The 13,306-nt window shown below is 67.9% G+C and carries 15 protein-coding genes and 2 pseudogenes; 8 read left to right on the top strand and 9 right to left on the bottom strand.

The genetic code is table 11. The annotated features are described in order from the left end of the window. Positions 1 to 21: 21 nt before the first annotated feature. The 4 genes from AB0K67_RS19210 to AB0K67_RS19195 all read right to left on the bottom strand — a co-directional run bounded on the left by AB0K67_RS19210 (position 22) and on the right by AB0K67_RS19195 (position 4,807). Entirely contained in the window at positions 22 to 1,005 is a 984-nt protein-coding gene (locus tag AB0K67_RS19210; protein WP_364061458.1) for a hypothetical protein, read from the bottom strand. Continuing rightward, positions 1,002 to 3,227, bottom strand: coding sequence for a hypothetical protein (locus tag AB0K67_RS19205; RefSeq protein ID WP_364061455.1), 2,226 nt, complete (start codon positions 3,225 to 3,227; stop codon positions 1,002 to 1,004). The genes AB0K67_RS19210 and AB0K67_RS19205 overlap by 4 nt, the downstream gene beginning before the upstream one ends. 2 nt (positions 3,228 to 3,229) lie before the next feature. After that, entirely contained in the window at positions 3,230 to 3,976 is a 747-nt protein-coding gene (locus tag AB0K67_RS19200; RefSeq protein ID WP_364061452.1) for a hypothetical protein, read from the bottom strand. Positions 3,977 to 4,135: 159 nt separating this feature from the next. Further along, entirely contained in the window at positions 4,136 to 4,807 is a 672-nt protein-coding gene (locus AB0K67_RS19195; RefSeq protein ID WP_364061449.1) for a Crp/Fnr family transcriptional regulator, read from the bottom strand. Positions 4,808 to 5,047: 240 nt separating this feature from the next. Here AB0K67_RS19195 and AB0K67_RS19190 point away from each other — a divergent pair, with 240 nt between their 5' ends. The 7 genes and pseudogenes from AB0K67_RS19190 to AB0K67_RS19160 all read left to right on the top strand — a co-directional run bounded on the left by AB0K67_RS19190 (position 5,048) and on the right by AB0K67_RS19160 (position 9,295). Next, positions 5,048 to 5,539, top strand: a complete 492-nt coding sequence (locus tag AB0K67_RS19190) for a Pycsar system effector family protein (protein ID WP_364061446.1) — start codon at positions 5,048 to 5,050, stop codon at positions 5,537 to 5,539. Positions 5,540 to 5,753: 214 nt separating this feature from the next. Beyond that, positions 5,754 to 5,863 (top strand): annotated as a pseudogene (locus tag AB0K67_RS19185) (type 1 glutamine amidotransferase domain-containing protein); the annotation flags it as partial. A 164-nt stretch (positions 5,864 to 6,027) separates the two neighbouring features. Continuing rightward, entirely contained in the window at positions 6,028 to 6,543 is a 516-nt protein-coding gene (locus tag AB0K67_RS19180) for an Lrp/AsnC family transcriptional regulator (RefSeq protein WP_364061443.1), read from the top strand. A 366-nt stretch (positions 6,544 to 6,909) separates the two neighbouring features. Beyond that, a complete protein-coding gene (locus AB0K67_RS19175) occupies positions 6,910 to 7,296 on the top strand; it encodes a PadR family transcriptional regulator (protein WP_364061440.1) in 387 nt (128 codons plus the stop codon). Then, the gene (locus AB0K67_RS19170) at positions 7,293 to 8,006 is read left to right on the top strand and encodes an RDD family protein (RefSeq protein WP_364061437.1); all 714 of its coding nucleotides are present in this window, start codon (positions 7,293 to 7,295) and stop codon (positions 8,004 to 8,006) included. Before AB0K67_RS19175 ends, AB0K67_RS19170 begins: the two co-directional genes overlap by 4 nt. A 147-nt stretch (positions 8,007 to 8,153) precedes the next feature. Further along, on the top strand, positions 8,154 to 8,741 hold the full coding sequence (locus tag AB0K67_RS19165; protein ID WP_364061434.1) for a hypothetical protein: 588 nt from the start codon (positions 8,154 to 8,156) through the stop codon (positions 8,739 to 8,741). Between the two features lie 32 nt (positions 8,742 to 8,773). Continuing rightward, complete coding sequence (locus AB0K67_RS19160; RefSeq protein WP_364061431.1) at positions 8,774 to 9,295, top strand: hypothetical protein; 522 nt, start codon at positions 8,774 to 8,776, stop codon at positions 9,293 to 9,295. Between the two features lie 267 nt (positions 9,296 to 9,562). Here the strand turns inward: AB0K67_RS19160 and AB0K67_RS19155 are convergent, their stop codons facing one another. Further along, positions 9,563 to 9,925, bottom strand: coding sequence for a hypothetical protein (locus tag AB0K67_RS19155; RefSeq protein WP_364061428.1), 363 nt, complete (start codon positions 9,923 to 9,925; stop codon positions 9,563 to 9,565). Positions 9,926 to 10,071: 146 nt separating this feature from the next. On the opposite strand from AB0K67_RS19155, the gene AB0K67_RS19150 reads away from it, so the two are divergent. Continuing rightward, positions 10,072 to 10,260 carry a hypothetical protein gene (locus tag AB0K67_RS19150; protein WP_364061425.1) on the top strand — a complete coding sequence of 63 codons (189 nt, stop codon included), beginning with the start codon at positions 10,072 to 10,074 and terminating at the stop codon, positions 10,258 to 10,260. Between the two features lie 96 nt (positions 10,261 to 10,356). Here AB0K67_RS19150 and AB0K67_RS19145 read toward each other — a convergent pair whose 3' ends face one another. From AB0K67_RS19145 to AB0K67_RS19130, 4 genes and pseudogenes are all read right to left on the bottom strand, one after another. Then, positions 10,357 to 10,842, bottom strand: a complete 486-nt coding sequence (locus tag AB0K67_RS19145) for a hypothetical protein (protein ID WP_364061422.1) — start codon at positions 10,840 to 10,842, stop codon at positions 10,357 to 10,359. A 59-nt stretch (positions 10,843 to 10,901) separates the two neighbouring features. Next, positions 10,902 to 11,117: a hypothetical protein gene (locus tag AB0K67_RS19140; protein ID WP_364061419.1), complete on the bottom strand. Its 216-nt coding sequence runs from the start codon at positions 11,115 to 11,117 to the stop codon at positions 10,902 to 10,904. A gap of 241 nt (positions 11,118 to 11,358) precedes the next feature. Next, a pseudogene (locus tag AB0K67_RS19135) lies at positions 11,359 to 11,997 on the bottom strand (CU044_5270 family protein); the annotation flags it as partial. A 30-nt stretch (positions 11,998 to 12,027) separates the two neighbouring features. Continuing rightward, positions 12,028 to 13,194: an FAD-dependent oxidoreductase gene (locus AB0K67_RS19130; protein ID WP_364061417.1), complete on the bottom strand. Its 1,167-nt coding sequence runs from the start codon at positions 13,192 to 13,194 to the stop codon at positions 12,028 to 12,030. Positions 13,195 to 13,306: the final 112 nt, after the last annotated feature.

Raw genomic sequence — 13,306 nt, 5'->3', positions numbered from 1 at the left:
GGCCCTGTGTGCTGTGCGGACTCAGTCATCCAGATCCTCCAGCCCTATGGACCGTGGACCGTCGGTCTCACCCCGATCGCGCCCGTCGGGTAGGGCAGGCCGTTCCTCTGACCCCGGCACCTCGTCGAAGGGCTCGAAACCGGCCATCGCCTTCATCACCTTGCTGAGCAGCTGCTGGGAGTCGATGGGGAGGAAGTCCAGCGATCCTTCGGGCAGACTGTCGAGCACCTTCTGCAGCCGCTGCAGCCGTTCCTCGTGAAGCGCGCGGCTGGCCTGGACGACATCGTTCATCATGATCTGCTCCCGGCTGATGCCGAGGGCGGTCGCCGCCTCGACCCCGCGCTGGAGAATGCTCTCGATGCGCTCGACGTCCCGGTTCTCGATCGCCGCGCGCAGCTCCGCGCTCTCGCCGCCCCACTGGATCCGCTTGAGCCCTCTTCCGTGTACGGCGACGTCGTCCGGCATGAGCAGCTCGACGTTCTCAAGCGCGATCTCCATGCCGTCGATCACCGGCGGATGGAACTCCAAGAAGGCCTGCACCCTGGAGACGACGTCGGGAGCGAGGGCGTTGACGTCCTCGATCGGGCGGGTCGCTCCGAGCTGCATCAAGGTCGAGTCTTTGCGGAGATGCCCGGCCAGGATCTCGGCGACGTCCTTCACGTGATCGGCGACGACCGTCTCCGGGTTGGTCACCCGGCATCTGAAGTTCGCCCGCACGGTGAACTTGTAGCCGAGGTCGCGTGAAGGCAGCTCGACCTCGGCGGACACGTGGCGGGCCCGCACGTCCACGACGGCGACGGAGCGCGCCTCGACGACCGCCTCCTCGGTCCCTCTTGGGTGCCCGCGCTCCGCGAACGCGTGATGGCCGCCGTGAACTTCGAAGACCAGGACCGTTCCGGCACGCGGCTGGGGCAGCTGGGCGGGATCGCGGCGGGCGAAGATCCCGAAACGTCGCTGCGACGGGGGCAGGTCCTGTTCCTCGATGATCGGATATGAGGTGCTCACGGCATGACTCCTCTTGTTCGTGTGCTGCTCGAAAGCCCTCCTCCAGCGCTCGCCGCGAGCACCGCCAGAACGAGTTCCCGCGTCCTGCCGGCGTCTTCGCGGCCTTCCCGCAACGTGTTGCCCGCGCGCTCGATCGCGCGCTTGACCAGGGGAACCGTGTTGGGCGGCAGCGACGACCACACGACCTTCCCCAAGGCCATGGCGGCGGCGCGCGCTCCGTCCTTGCCGCAGAGGGCCCGCAAGGTGCGGTAGAGGGCCTGTATCGCGTCCCTCCGGTAGTGGCCGCTGCGCAGGGCCCACGCCCAGAGAGTGCCCAGGGGCCGGGCACTGTCGGGCTCGTTCAGCAGCAGCCAGGCCGCCAGAGGATCGTCCTCGGTATCGAGCCGGTCGGCGTTGAGGACCTCCAGAGCCACGGCGAGGGCCTTGCGGGCGTAGCCGGGGTCGATGGGGCCGTGCAGCTCGAGCTCGATGTGCTTGGTGAGGAGCCGTAGTGCCTGTGACGCCCCTTCCTCGCGTTCGGCGGCGCCTTGGATCAGCAGGACGAGCGCACGTATCGCCACCACGCGGATGTCGATCGCGCGCAAGGACAGGAACCACAGCCAGTCGATGCTGTCGGCCGGGTAGCGGATGGACAGGCCGCCGGCGAAGGCCAGCGCCGCGGTCATGGCACGGCGCCGGCCGGCGTCGACGGCCCACCCTAAGACCGTTCTGAGGGCTATCGGGGCCAGCGTGTCGTTCGCGCACATCATCGACAGCAGCAGCGTGGCCATGATCTGCTCCGACGCCGGGCCCGCGGCCCACGGTTCGAGGAACGACTCGCGCACCTCTTGGGGGTTGACGGCGGCCAGCAGCGACAGCCCTTCCGCGACCTGAGCCTGTACCTCCGGCAGGTCGTCGGCCAGGGCACGGATCCACAGCCGCAGCGGCTCCCACAGGTCGTAGCTGTAGAGCAGCATCAGCTCGGTGATGACCTGCTCACGATGGCGGGCCGCGCGGAAGACGATCCTGCGCTCTCCCGCGAGCAGGTCCGACGAGCTGTCGACGGTGATCAGCGGGTGGTCACCGCTCCACTGCGCTCGATGCTGCGGCAGGGTGTCGTCATCGTTCTGCGCGCCCGGTTCCCTGCCGCGCAGCTTGACGTCCTCCGCTATGCGCTCGAAGTCGACCAGCAGGCGTTCGAAGATCCGCTCGGGGAGGTTGTAGGCGAAGGCGAGGGCGGCGACCACGAGGACCTCGGACCGCTTGGGCTGCCTCTCGAACCACTTGGTCACCTCGCTGTCGGAGATCTCCGCGAGCACGTCGGCCGGGGATCGCCCGCCTACGGCGATCTGACGTGCGAGACCGGCGATCTGGCCGGGTGAACGAAGCTCCGCCGCGTGGGCGCGCACCTCGGCGAGCTCGTCGGTGAGGACCATGCCGCCGAGGTGGGCGTCGAACAGCGCGAGAGGCTCCGGTATCTGCCAGCGCATGTGGAAGGGCCCCGGCGCGGCGGTCGCCGGGTCACGGTGGACGGTGAGCACCAGGTGGGCGTCGGCCTCTTCAAGCGTGCGAGCGAGCGTCTCGAACTCGAAGTGCTGCAGGGCCGGCGCGATGTCGTCCGGCGTCCATCCCTGGATGACGTAGCCCCAGCCGTTCCGATAGGCGGTCTTGCTCGCCAGGTCGTCGAGGGCGCGAGCGGGTGACAGCACGATGATCTTCGTGTCCGGCCGCTTGACCCGGTTCAGGAGCGCGACCGCGCTGGTCCATTTGCCGGTGTCCTCACGGCTGACGAGCACGAGCACGCGATGCTCGCGTAACTTCGCCAGAGCGTCTTCGAAGCAAGGGGGAGGCACGAAAGAGTAGAGTGCCCGCTCGATGTCGGCGGGGCCGAGTGTGCCCGTCATCGTACGCGTGGAGCGCCGGGAGGCGACGCCGAAGACGGACTGCGAGGCGTCCACCGCGTCGAAGAAGTTGTTGATGACGGTGGCGCTCTGACCGAGTGCGCCCTCGTCGAAGGCGGCTTCTTCCTTCCTGTCCTGCTGCCCGGGCTTTTGCTCGCCCTTCTCGTCGTCCTTCTTCTCGTCCTTCTTCTCGTCTTTCTCTTCGCTCTTCTCCTCGGCCTTCTGCTCGCCCTTTTGCTCGGCGGTCTCCTTCCCCTTCGACGCCTTCCCCTCCTCGGATGCAGAGCCATCCTCAGGCGTCTTGGGATCGGCCGGCTCCTTTGCCGGTGATGCTTCCGCCATCGTCACTTCCCGCTCACGCCGAAAACAGCGTTGCGCGCGTCGACGGCGCCGTAGAGATTGGTGATGACTTCGGCTTTCTGGGTCATCGCTCCGACGACGTGGCGCGGCGACGGCCCGCTCGGTTCGGGTTCCGTTTCCGCGAAAAGCGAGCTCAAGTCGGAGACGTCAATACCGGCCACGCGGATCCAGGCCGATGAAACGTACTCCTTCTCCTGGACCTGCACTTCCCGAAACTCCGAGACCGAGTACGAGGTGTGCCCTTGCCGCACCGTCTCGTCGAAGACCCGCTGCGAGAGTATGAGGGCCAGATCCACCTCTGGCCTCCTGTCCAGCAGGAGTTTCAGCGGCCGGCACGACAGGAGCCGGCTGGCCTCCACGACCGCCTGGCCGGCATAGCCATTGGCGGCGGGATAGGCCGTGCCGAAGGCCATCGCCACCCTCAGCCGCAGCCGCTCCTCCAATGGAAGGTCCGCGTTATAGTCACGAAGCTGCTTGCCCAACTCTCTGACGTACTGGTCGATGACCCTTATCTCAGGTTCACCCGCGGGCAGCACCGCGAGTTCGCCGTCACCACCCGGCTGGCGCTCCCATGCGTCCCGGTTGAGACCTGCCGCCTGCGTGGCGGCCTGCTGGATCCGGACGAACTCCGCCTGCATGGTCTCATGACGCTTGTCATTGCCGCGCCCATAGCCTTTGAGGTCGCTCGAAACCACGAGAGCACGCCCGAAAGTTGTGCTTTCCACGACCATAGACCGCCTCTCTGCCTCTGACGCGGGTATCAGTATGAGCGCTTAAGCGCGCGCAGACTACCTATTAATAGGAAGAATCCGGCGGCACAATACACCCGCGATTCCGACAGATGGGGCGTATGTGACGTTCTGCTCTAAACGCCGCCAATGCCGGCCCGGTCAGCTTGCGCGTTCCAGGTCGTGGAGCCGGGCCGGGTCCGTGATGACGTACTGGCGGTAACCCGTACGCAGCACGCCGGTTTCCTTGAGGAATCGCATGGCCTTGCTCACGGCGGCGTCCCGCGCCCCGATGAGCCGCCCCAACTCCTGCTGGGACAGATTGACGCCGAGCTCGATCCCCGCCGGAGTCTCCACCCCGTGACGCCGGGCGAGTTCCCCGATGATGCGCGCAAGCCGTACGGGGATGTCGAAGGCGGCGAAATCGAGCCGCCGCTGATTCGCCCAGTCGAGCCGGTTGGCGAGCATGGCGGCGATGGCCGTGGCGACCTGGGGCCGCTGCTTGAGGTAATTCGTGAAGGACTTCGCGGTGATGCGGAAAGCCAGAGTCGGCGTGCAGGACGTCACCGTGGCCGAGCGCTCCGTGCCGCGCAGCACGCCCATCTCCCCGATGAGATCGCCGCTGACCCGGATACCGAGGAGCGTTTCGACGCCCGTTCCCCGGTTCGCCGTCACTTTCGCGCACGCGCACATTCCCGCTCGCGTCGAGCGCAGCAGATAGACGTGATCCACGCGCGGATCACCCTGGCGAAGGAGGACGTCACCCGCATCGAAGTGCTGCGGCTCGCCCAGCGCGAGAATCTCCGCCTGAGTCTGCTGGTCGAGCCCTGCCATAAACGTGCCCCTGGGCCACGGCATGACCATCACCTTCGCATGTAAGCGGTATTCGTGATGATACGGAATTCAGACACCGCCGTCTCAGTGAAGAGGTATCACCACGGCTCTCGGCGATCTCCGTAATCGTCGGAGCCGATCAGTGTCGTTCGAAGGGCCGGTGAGATGTTCCTGAGCAAGATGCGCACCGCGCGACAGGCACCGGTGCCCGCCCCTCAACCGGACCGGTCGCGTGCGGGAGTGGAGGACGCGTGGAGGGCCCTCTCGCTCGTCGTCGATCTGGTCAAGCACGCGGAGAACAAGGCGGGGTTCACTCTTGCCGCTTCAGGAGTCATCGGCGGTCTCGTTTACACGCTGATCAGGACCACTGTGCGGCCGAGCGCGCTGTTCTCGATCGCTGTCGCGATCTGCGCGCTGCTGGTGATCGGTGCCGCCTGTTGTGCCGGGCTCAGCCTCCTGCCCCGCCGCGTGAACGTGAAGACCGCCGGCCTCCTCTACTACCACCAGATCGCCAAGCGCTACCGCGACCGGCCCGATGCGTACGCCGGCGACCTGGGCGGCCTCATCCGAGATCCCGACGCGCTCACCACGGCCGTGGCCGAACAGGTGTGGGCGAACGCCCAAGTGGCCTCGCGCAAATACCGGTGGAGCAGCCTGGGCATCATCGCCATGCTCGCGGCTCTGGCGGCTCTCACGATCACGGCCGTCATCGCCGTCGTGCAAGGCACGTGAACGCGTGAGGTCGCCCAGACGCTGTACGAGATGTGGGTGGGGGCGAGCGTCAGGGCGAAGATCCATCGGGATCCCGGGCCGCTCGACAGCGCCCTCGCCGCGACGTCCCGCATCCTCCGCCTCGCCTGACGGCACCCTCCCGGCTTCCCGCCGGCTCAGGGTCCCGCATCCTCCGCCTCGCCTGACGGCACCCTCCCGGCCCCGCCGGCTCAGACGCCTGGACTCGGTCTCGGTGGAGGACTACGACGCCGTCTTCTACCCGGGCGGCACGGCCCGCTGTGGGACCTCGCCGAGGACCCCGCCTCGATCCGCCTGATCGAGAGGCCGCGGCGCTGATCACCAAGCTGGCGGCCTGAGGTTCATGCGGCTGCAGGGCGGCGACGTCCGTCGTCGTCCTCGACGTCGATTATTCGGGAAACTCACGCGGCAGTAGTTGGATATTCGCAAGATCGTCTACGGGACGTATGAAGTTCGGCGATACTCGGCGTATGGCTGAGCTGGACGAACTCGATACGGCGATCCTGCGGGAGCTCATGCGCGACGCGCGGCGTACGAACCGTGACGTCGCGGCGGCGGTCGGCGTCGCACCGACCACGGCGCTCGACCGCACTCGCTCGCTGCGCGACCGCGGCGTCATCACCGGCGCGCGGCTTGAGGTCGATCTCGCCAAGATCGGCCGGGCCGTGCAGGCGCTCGTGGCGGTCCGTGTACGCCCGCCCACGCGGGCCAACATCGAGGGCTTCCGCGAGTGGGCGGCCGGGCTGCCCGAGGTGATCGGCGTGTTCGTGACCGCGGGCAACGAGGACTTCCTGCTGCACGTGGCGGTGCCGTCCAACGATCACCTGTACGCGTTCGTCATCGACCGGCTCACCGAGAAGCCGGAGGTCGCCGACGTACGCACCTCCATCGTGTACGAGCACATCCGCAGCTCGAACCTCTTCCCCGAGAGCGAACCGCGACGAGCGGGACGCGGCACCCCGAGCCGGCGCGGCCCGCGACGCTGACCCGTGCGAGCAGCCTCAGCGGTGCTGCTTCTGCCGCTCCGCCGGATGTGCTCGGCAGGAGGCGGATGGCGAGGCATGACGGCTGACGCACACCTGGCAGCCGGCAGGGCGGGCGCTGGGTCCCGCGCGCGGTGCCCGGGGCCGCGCTGACCGCGTACGGGCCGGACGCGTCGGGCGGCAGGTGGATCGCGGCCGGCCCCGGCAGAGGGGCGCCGGCCGTACGTGTGTCGCGGCTGTACGAGCCGGTGCGGTGAGCGGCCCCTCCCGGGCCTGGACGAACGGTCAGACGGCGCCATCTGCCAGAGCAGGTAGCTATGTTCGACCCGATACCTTGTCGCGCAAGGTATCGGGTCGTACTGTGCTTGTATGACTGAGGATGCCGAGACGATGCCGGGGTCGGCCACCATCGCACGGCTCCGCCGGGAGCTCGCGCGGGGCACGACCGAGCTGGCCGTGCTGTCCGTGCTCAACGTTCGCCGCCGATACGGCTACGAGCTGATGAAGGTGCTGCGCGACGCGGGCGAGGGCGTCCTCGAGGTCAAGGAAGGCACGCTCTACCCGCTGCTGCACCGTCTTGAGGACTCCGGCCACATCGTCGCGACCTGGGAGGCCGAGGGGCGGTCCAGGCCGCGGAAGTACTACGTCATCACCGAGGACGGGCGCGCGTACCTCGCCATGCTGCGCGAGGAGTGGAGCGGCCTCGTCGACGCGATGCGCCAGCTACTCAACACCCTGGGCGAGGTACACGAATGAGCGACGTACGACAGACCATCGACGACTACACCGACAAGGTCGCCCGCCACCTCGTCGGCGCCGAACGCGACAAGGCCAGGGCGGAGCTCGGCGATCACCTGGCGGAGGCGGCGGAGGCCGGCGAGCTCTCCGAGGCGTTAGAGCGGCTCGGCACCCCGGCCGAGGCGGCGGCCTCCTTCGCCGAACTGCGCAACGCCAAGCCCGCCCGCACCGACATCCGCTTCATCGCCGTGCTGATCGACAACCTGCCGCTGGTCGGGATCTCGATCGCGCTGTTCGTACAAGGGTTGATCAGGACCATCGAGGGCGGCAGCGGGTTCACGGTGTCGTTTCCGCCCGCCACGTACTTCAGGTTCGGCGAAGGCTGTGTCGCCTTCACACCCCTGAGGTGCGGCGCGTACGACGACTCCGGCCTCGTCTACACGCTCGGCTTCCCCATCGCGCTCGCCTGGTCGATCATCGGGCTCGGGCTGATCGAGGCGCGCACCGGCATGACGCCGGGCAAGCGCCTGATGAAGCTCCGCGTCGTCACCGAGAACGGGCTGCGCATCCACCCGATCACCGGCATCGTCCGCAGGCTATGCCTGCTGCTGGGGCCGTTCGCGTGGGTGGACTGGGTCCCGGCCGTGTGGGGCGACCGGCGCCGCATCCTCGACCGCCTGACGGAGACCAAGGTCGTACCGGTGGCCGGCGGCGAGAAGTCACAGTGAACGGGCCCTTGCGCTCACGAACGGGGCGGTGGTGGCCTTGGCCACCACCGCGTATGCCGCCTCGCGGAACTCCGCGACCCGCCGCATAGGCTCGTGAACCCTGCGCAGACCCCAAGCGGCAGGCATGGACTGGGCGACAATCGGTGAATGTTCGACTTCGGAGTCCCCGGATACCGGCCGGAGTGGCTGAGCGACCGCCGGGCGATCACGGCCACGCATGGAGCGCGCCTGGCCCGCCTCACAGGACGCCGGCTGACCCGCGCCCTCCTCGCGTGGGACCTCGATGCGGACGAGTGGTTCACGAACTGCCCGATCCTGCTGAACTTCGAGGGCGAACAGGTCGAGATCAACCACTGGAAGTTCGACGAGGTCTCCATCACCTGGAACACCATCGACCCGGAACGCGGCCTGGACTGGCAGGACTTCCACCTCGAATGGCGAGACGACGCGATCGACGAGCTCACCGCGCTTGTGGGACAGCCTTGCACGGCAGTGGAACTGCTGATGCTGCTCAACAGGGACGGCGTCGAGGGCACGATCGTGTCGCTGGGCTTCGGCTTCCCGAACGGCCAGGCGACGATCTGCAACGCCCTCGACGAGAACGGCCTGGAGTTCACACCGCCCGGCGACCGCTACGCGCGATACCGGCTCGAACCGTCCGCCTCGGGAACCTTCACAGTGTCCGGCCCCGCCGGCCACCGCAGATCGCGCCACTCGCCACGCGACTCGCGCTGAATTGTCAGTGCGAGATCGTACGCTTCCCTGCCATGACCGATACTCACACCGTGTCGTTCGACCTGGGCGTTCACTACGGCCAGGCCTACCTTCTCGACGACACCGACGACGCCATGGGCTTCGAGGACTTACCCGATGACCACCCCGAGCACCCGGTCGGGATCCTTCGGGTGGACGAGGGCGGAGCCTTCCTGATCACGGGCCTGCACACCGGAAAGGTCGGCTTCACCGTGACCGTGACCGACCACGACCCGGGGCCGGACACCGAAGGTTACGAGGACATCGTGGAAGTCAGCCTCGAGTCGGAGGCCGGCCGGCTGTCCCTGCACGAATGGGGCGGCGAGAACGTCCACGAACTCCCCGCGCTGCCCGCCGGGCCGGGCTGGTACCGGCTCCGCTACCACGCGAAGAACATGGACGAGGCCGCGGAGACCGACACCTCCGACGAAGTCATCGACCGTTATCTCCTCCAGATCTGGCCGCAGGACGAGTCGGAACCGCGCGTGGTCAAAAGCACGAGCAAACAGCTCGCTCACTGGCGCGCACCACAGTGACGCCCAAAAGGCGGCCTGCAAGGACTTCGGACCGCGGTGAACGCGGGGCCGGAGACGTACGACCTTGAATAGCGTTCAGCCGAGCACGGCCACCCAAGCCCGCAACGGCCTGCCCGGCTGAACGCGCAGCAGGCGTAGTCCGGTTAGGCGACAGTACGAACGGCACGGGTTCACGGTCGAGACCGAGGACGAGGCGGACGTGTTCATGCCGGCGTCAGCCGATCCAGGCCGCGCCCGGCGATTGATCACACCCTTCCCGAGGCCGCTTCACGTCTCGCCGAAAGACTTCACGTCCCATGCCAGCCGGATCGTGGGCTTGGTCTGGAGCATGACCGGCTCCCTGAAGTCTTCCTGGAACCACAGCGTCAGCCCTTCATAGCCGGACCGCTCGCGCTCAACCGACAGTCTCCCGAGACGCCGCAGCCGCCCGAGGTAGGCGATCTCCTCGCCGTCCGCGTAGAGGCTGATGTACGCCTCACTCGCCAGGGGGTCGATGGAGCAAAGGACCGATGCCGAGCCCTGGGTCAGGCGAAATGAGTGCAGGCCGACCGGCCAGTGAACGTCCTCGTACTCGCTCTCCGGCTCGTCCTCGAAGAGCCGGATCAGTTCAGCCGGCTCGGGGATCTCCATGACGGGACCCTACTGAGAGCACCCCACGGTTGCTCACCGGCCTCACGGTACTCCGGGCCGGTCCGAGCTCCCATTGACAGATGTCATGCGACACCGATGATCTCCGTCTCTACTGCGCACGCGGCCTCCACGGAAGGATATGAGCCATGAAGAACATGAAGACCCTCCCCAACTGGAAGTTCGGCCTCCCTTGCGGCCTGGCCATCGGCACAGGGGTCGGCATGGCATCGTCCAACGTTCTCCTGGGCATCGCGATGGCCGTGTCTCTCGGCCTGGCGCTGTCGTACGGGCACGGGGCCCAGCAGACGAAGCCTTCCGCCACCCCCCGTCCGTGAACCCGAGCAGCCGCTGTCCCGCATCACCGACGTCATCGAACACCGCCACCGGACGCTGATCCTGCCGGCCGGTTCGGTGAAAGGCGTCCCGCAGAATCATCGAATCTGCCAGAGACCCTCATCCACGCGAACGTCCGGCAGTCCCGGCACCGGCGCCGTGACCGCGTCAAGCATGGATCTGCCGTCTTCGTCGTCCAACTCGGCGAGGAGGCGGCTGCCGTCCGGCAGGATCACCGTCCACAGCCAGGCCGGTTCGGTGTCGCCGTACAGCACGTACATGTCGAAGTGCGCTGCGAACCTCTCGATGAACTCCCGCCGGCCCACCCGGTCGGCGAGGCGTCCCTCGATACCGACGTCGAACGACATCGCGAAATGGCCGCGGGCCTCCTCGTAGGTGCAGAAGGCGGCGAACACCACGTCCTGCGGAACATCCCGCAAAGCGTCGTCGAGCCGGCCGGTGTGGCCGACGAACAACTCCTGCTCGGCGATCCCGAAGCAGTCCAGCAGGAACCGCCGTAGTTCGTCTTCCGGGACGAGGCGGGAGGCCAAGCCGTCGTAGCCCGTGGCCGGTGTTTCCGTCATCAGGCCAACCTAGGCACCCGCCGGCCCCGCCGTCGTGCGCATTTCCTCGGCGGACGGGTTCACCGAGCACCGGCGATGATCGCGTGAGCGGACTCCGATTGCCGGTCCTTCGCCGCTTTCAACGCCTCGAACACCTTCGGATGAGCGCGTACGGCGCTTTCCTGGATGCGTTTCTCGGCGGCCGACCAGACGGAGACGAGACCGGTCTTCACCTTGCACCTCACGTCCGCCTGCGCCGCCCGGATCTCCTCGTTGGTGGGCGGGCCACCCGCCACCCCGCATCCACCGCTGGTCGGAGACGGCGGCGAGCGGGTCGGCGTACCGCAGCCCTTCGGCCCGTATGCACGTGCTCCAGTCCCTGGAGACCTGGACGACCTTCGCATCCCGCTTCGACTGGTCGAACGTCTGCGAGAAGAGCTTGTTGAACAGCTCCGCGTCGACCCGCGGCGCCCCTCGTCCGCGATCTCGCCCTCGCCTCACGACCTGCGCCCGGGACGCGCCCACCGAGACGACCGCTTAAGGAGTGTCACCCGCGCGGTCCACGATTCCAGCGCCGAGCACCGACATGCCAAAGCTCTGGCCGTCATGCACGGCCTTCACACCCATGTAGTGGTAGTCGCCCGGGTCGAGCACGTAGAAGAGCCTGCCGTGCTCGCCCGCGTCGAAGACCACGCCGACGCCGTGGCGGCCATCCATGTCCGTGGCGTCCTCCTCGACGGAGACATGCGGGATCTTCGCCAGCGCCTGGAACATCGCCGCGGCCGTGTCCGGCGGGATCATGGGCCCGTACTTCAGGTACCACCCGATCGTCCCGAACGCTTTCATGTCCTGCGCGATCTCGGGCGGGCAGGTCGGCACGCAGATCGACAGCGGCATACGCTCTGGAGCATCGCGGAAATGCCGCAGCAGTGCGTCGGGATCGGCCGGTAGGGCCTCCACCTCCTGCTGGGTACGCCGCACGTTCGTCGGCCCCTTCTCCACCGGGCCCTCCTTCAACCGCCCGCTTTCATGGCGGAGCGCCGACCTGAGGCCGTCCATGCGGTCCCAGGTCTCGAACGTCGACGGGCCGGCTCCTGGCATGTGCTGCGATTCCTTGAGGTAGAACCACTGGTCCGGCCGGATCTCGGCGGCCGTGCTCTGAGCCGCCACGAGTGCGGCCCGCCGCGTTCTGCGGGAGGGCGGTGATCAGGCGGCGGGAGTGGGCTCCTTCTCGTCGCGGGGGAAGAAGGGGTGGTCGATGCGGACGCGGTCGGCGGCGGCGAGGATCTTCTCCGCGTCGTCGACCGGCGGGTGGATCGCCTGGTTGATCTGCATCTTGATCTCCTTGCCGTGGCTGCCCGTGGCCATCACCCTTCGGTCCCAGCCCCGCGTGAAGATCCCACCCGCACCGCCCAGGTCCAGGCAGGTGACGTACGGGCCGGGGGTGAAGTCGCGCAGCGGTATCCCGAGCAGGTCGGCCGCCGCGTTGTACCCGGCGACCTTGCCGAGCGGGGTGGCGTGCTGGCACGCCTGCATGACCGTGTGCTCGGCGTCGAACGGCGCCGCGGCGGTGTCTCCGGCGGCGAACACCTCGGGCAGAGCGCGCAGCCGCCGATCCACCGGTACCCGGCCGAGGTGGTCGAGCTCGCCGGAGATCTGCCGGGTGAGCTCGCTGGCCCGCATCCCCACCGTCCAGACCACCACGTCCGCTTCGACCTTGGTGCCGTCGGACAGAACGGCGTACCCTTCGCCGACCTCGGTCACCGTCGTCCCGAGTCGGCGTTCGATGCTCAGCTCGTCCAGCGCCGCCTCGATGTCCTTGCGCGGTCCCGGGCCGAGCTGGTCGCCGACCACCTGTGACCGGTCCACCAGCAGCACCCTGCCACGGGCGGCCAGCGCGGTCGCGGCCTCCAGACCGGTGAACCCGGCACCGACGACCACGACCTTGTAGTCTTCCCGGTCGCGCAGATGGTCGGCGAGCCGCCGGGCCCCGTCGAGGGTGTCGATGTCGAAGAGCCGTTCAGCGCCGGGCAGGTCATGTGGCCGGACGAGCCGGCTGCCGGCCGCCAGCACCAGGCGGTCGTAACCGATCTCCTCACCATCGGCCACCACCATGCGGCGTTCGGTGTCGATCGTGCTCACTGAGGCACGCACGTGTCCGGCGCCGATCGGCCCGAGGATCCTGCGCAGCTCCACCTTGGCCAGGTCCGGCTCCGGCTCGTACAGGCGCGGCCGCAGCACCAGGTGCTCGTTCGGCGCGATGAGCGTGATGCGCAGGTCCGCATCTCCGTCCGCGCGCTCGCGTGCCAGCGCCGCGCCCGCCGCGCTCCACACGCCCGCGAAACCGCCTCCAATGATCACAACGTGTGCCATCTCGTCTCTCTCTCAGTTACGGCAGCCGTAGATTGTTGTGATCATGGTGTTGTCTCGGCGTAGGTATGCCATCGCTGGTGGCAGAGGCGCGCTCGATATTGGTGCCGTCGCC

It is taken from the genome of Nonomuraea sp. NPDC052634 (genome assembly GCF_040678535.1).
GTDB lineage: Bacteria > Actinomycetota > Actinomycetes > Streptosporangiales > Streptosporangiaceae > Nonomuraea > Nonomuraea fastidiosa.
Note: the sequence above shows the minus strand (reverse complement) of the source record. Positions and strands in the feature narration are given on the sequence as shown.

What these genes read in the sequence shown, in the direction of transcription:
- AB0K67_RS19180 (WP_364061443.1), top strand. Translation starts at nt 6,028, where the DNA reads ATGGCTGAGCTGGACGAACTCGATACGGCGATCCTGCGGGAGCTCATG.
- AB0K67_RS19130 (WP_364061417.1), bottom strand. Translation starts at nt 13,194, where the DNA reads ATGGCACACGTTGTGATCATTGGAGGCGGTTTCGCGGGCGTGTGGAGC.
- AB0K67_RS19145 (WP_364061422.1), bottom strand. Translation starts at nt 10,842, where the DNA reads ATGACGGAAACACCGGCCACGGGCTACGACGGCTTGGCCTCCCGCCTC.
- AB0K67_RS19170 (WP_364061437.1), top strand. Translation starts at nt 7,293, where the DNA reads ATGAGCGACGTACGACAGACCATCGACGACTACACCGACAAGGTCGCC.
- AB0K67_RS19165 (WP_364061434.1), top strand. Translation starts at nt 8,154, where the DNA reads ATGTTCGACTTCGGAGTCCCCGGATACCGGCCGGAGTGGCTGAGCGAC.
- AB0K67_RS19150 (WP_364061425.1), top strand. Translation starts at nt 10,072, where the DNA reads ATGAAGAACATGAAGACCCTCCCCAACTGGAAGTTCGGCCTCCCTTGC.
- AB0K67_RS19155 (WP_364061428.1), bottom strand. Translation starts at nt 9,925, where the DNA reads ATGGAGATCCCCGAGCCGGCTGAACTGATCCGGCTCTTCGAGGACGAG.
- AB0K67_RS19205 (WP_364061455.1), bottom strand. Translation starts at nt 3,227, where the DNA reads ATGGCGGAAGCATCACCGGCAAAGGAGCCGGCCGATCCCAAGACGCCT.
- AB0K67_RS19175 (WP_364061440.1), top strand. Translation starts at nt 6,910, where the DNA reads ATGACTGAGGATGCCGAGACGATGCCGGGGTCGGCCACCATCGCACGG.
- AB0K67_RS19160 (WP_364061431.1), top strand. Translation starts at nt 8,774, where the DNA reads ATGACCGATACTCACACCGTGTCGTTCGACCTGGGCGTTCACTACGGC.
- AB0K67_RS19200 (WP_364061452.1), bottom strand. Translation starts at nt 3,976, where the DNA reads ATGGTCGTGGAAAGCACAACTTTCGGGCGTGCTCTCGTGGTTTCGAGC.
- AB0K67_RS19195 (WP_364061449.1), bottom strand. Translation starts at nt 4,807, where the DNA reads ATGGCAGGGCTCGACCAGCAGACTCAGGCGGAGATTCTCGCGCTGGGC.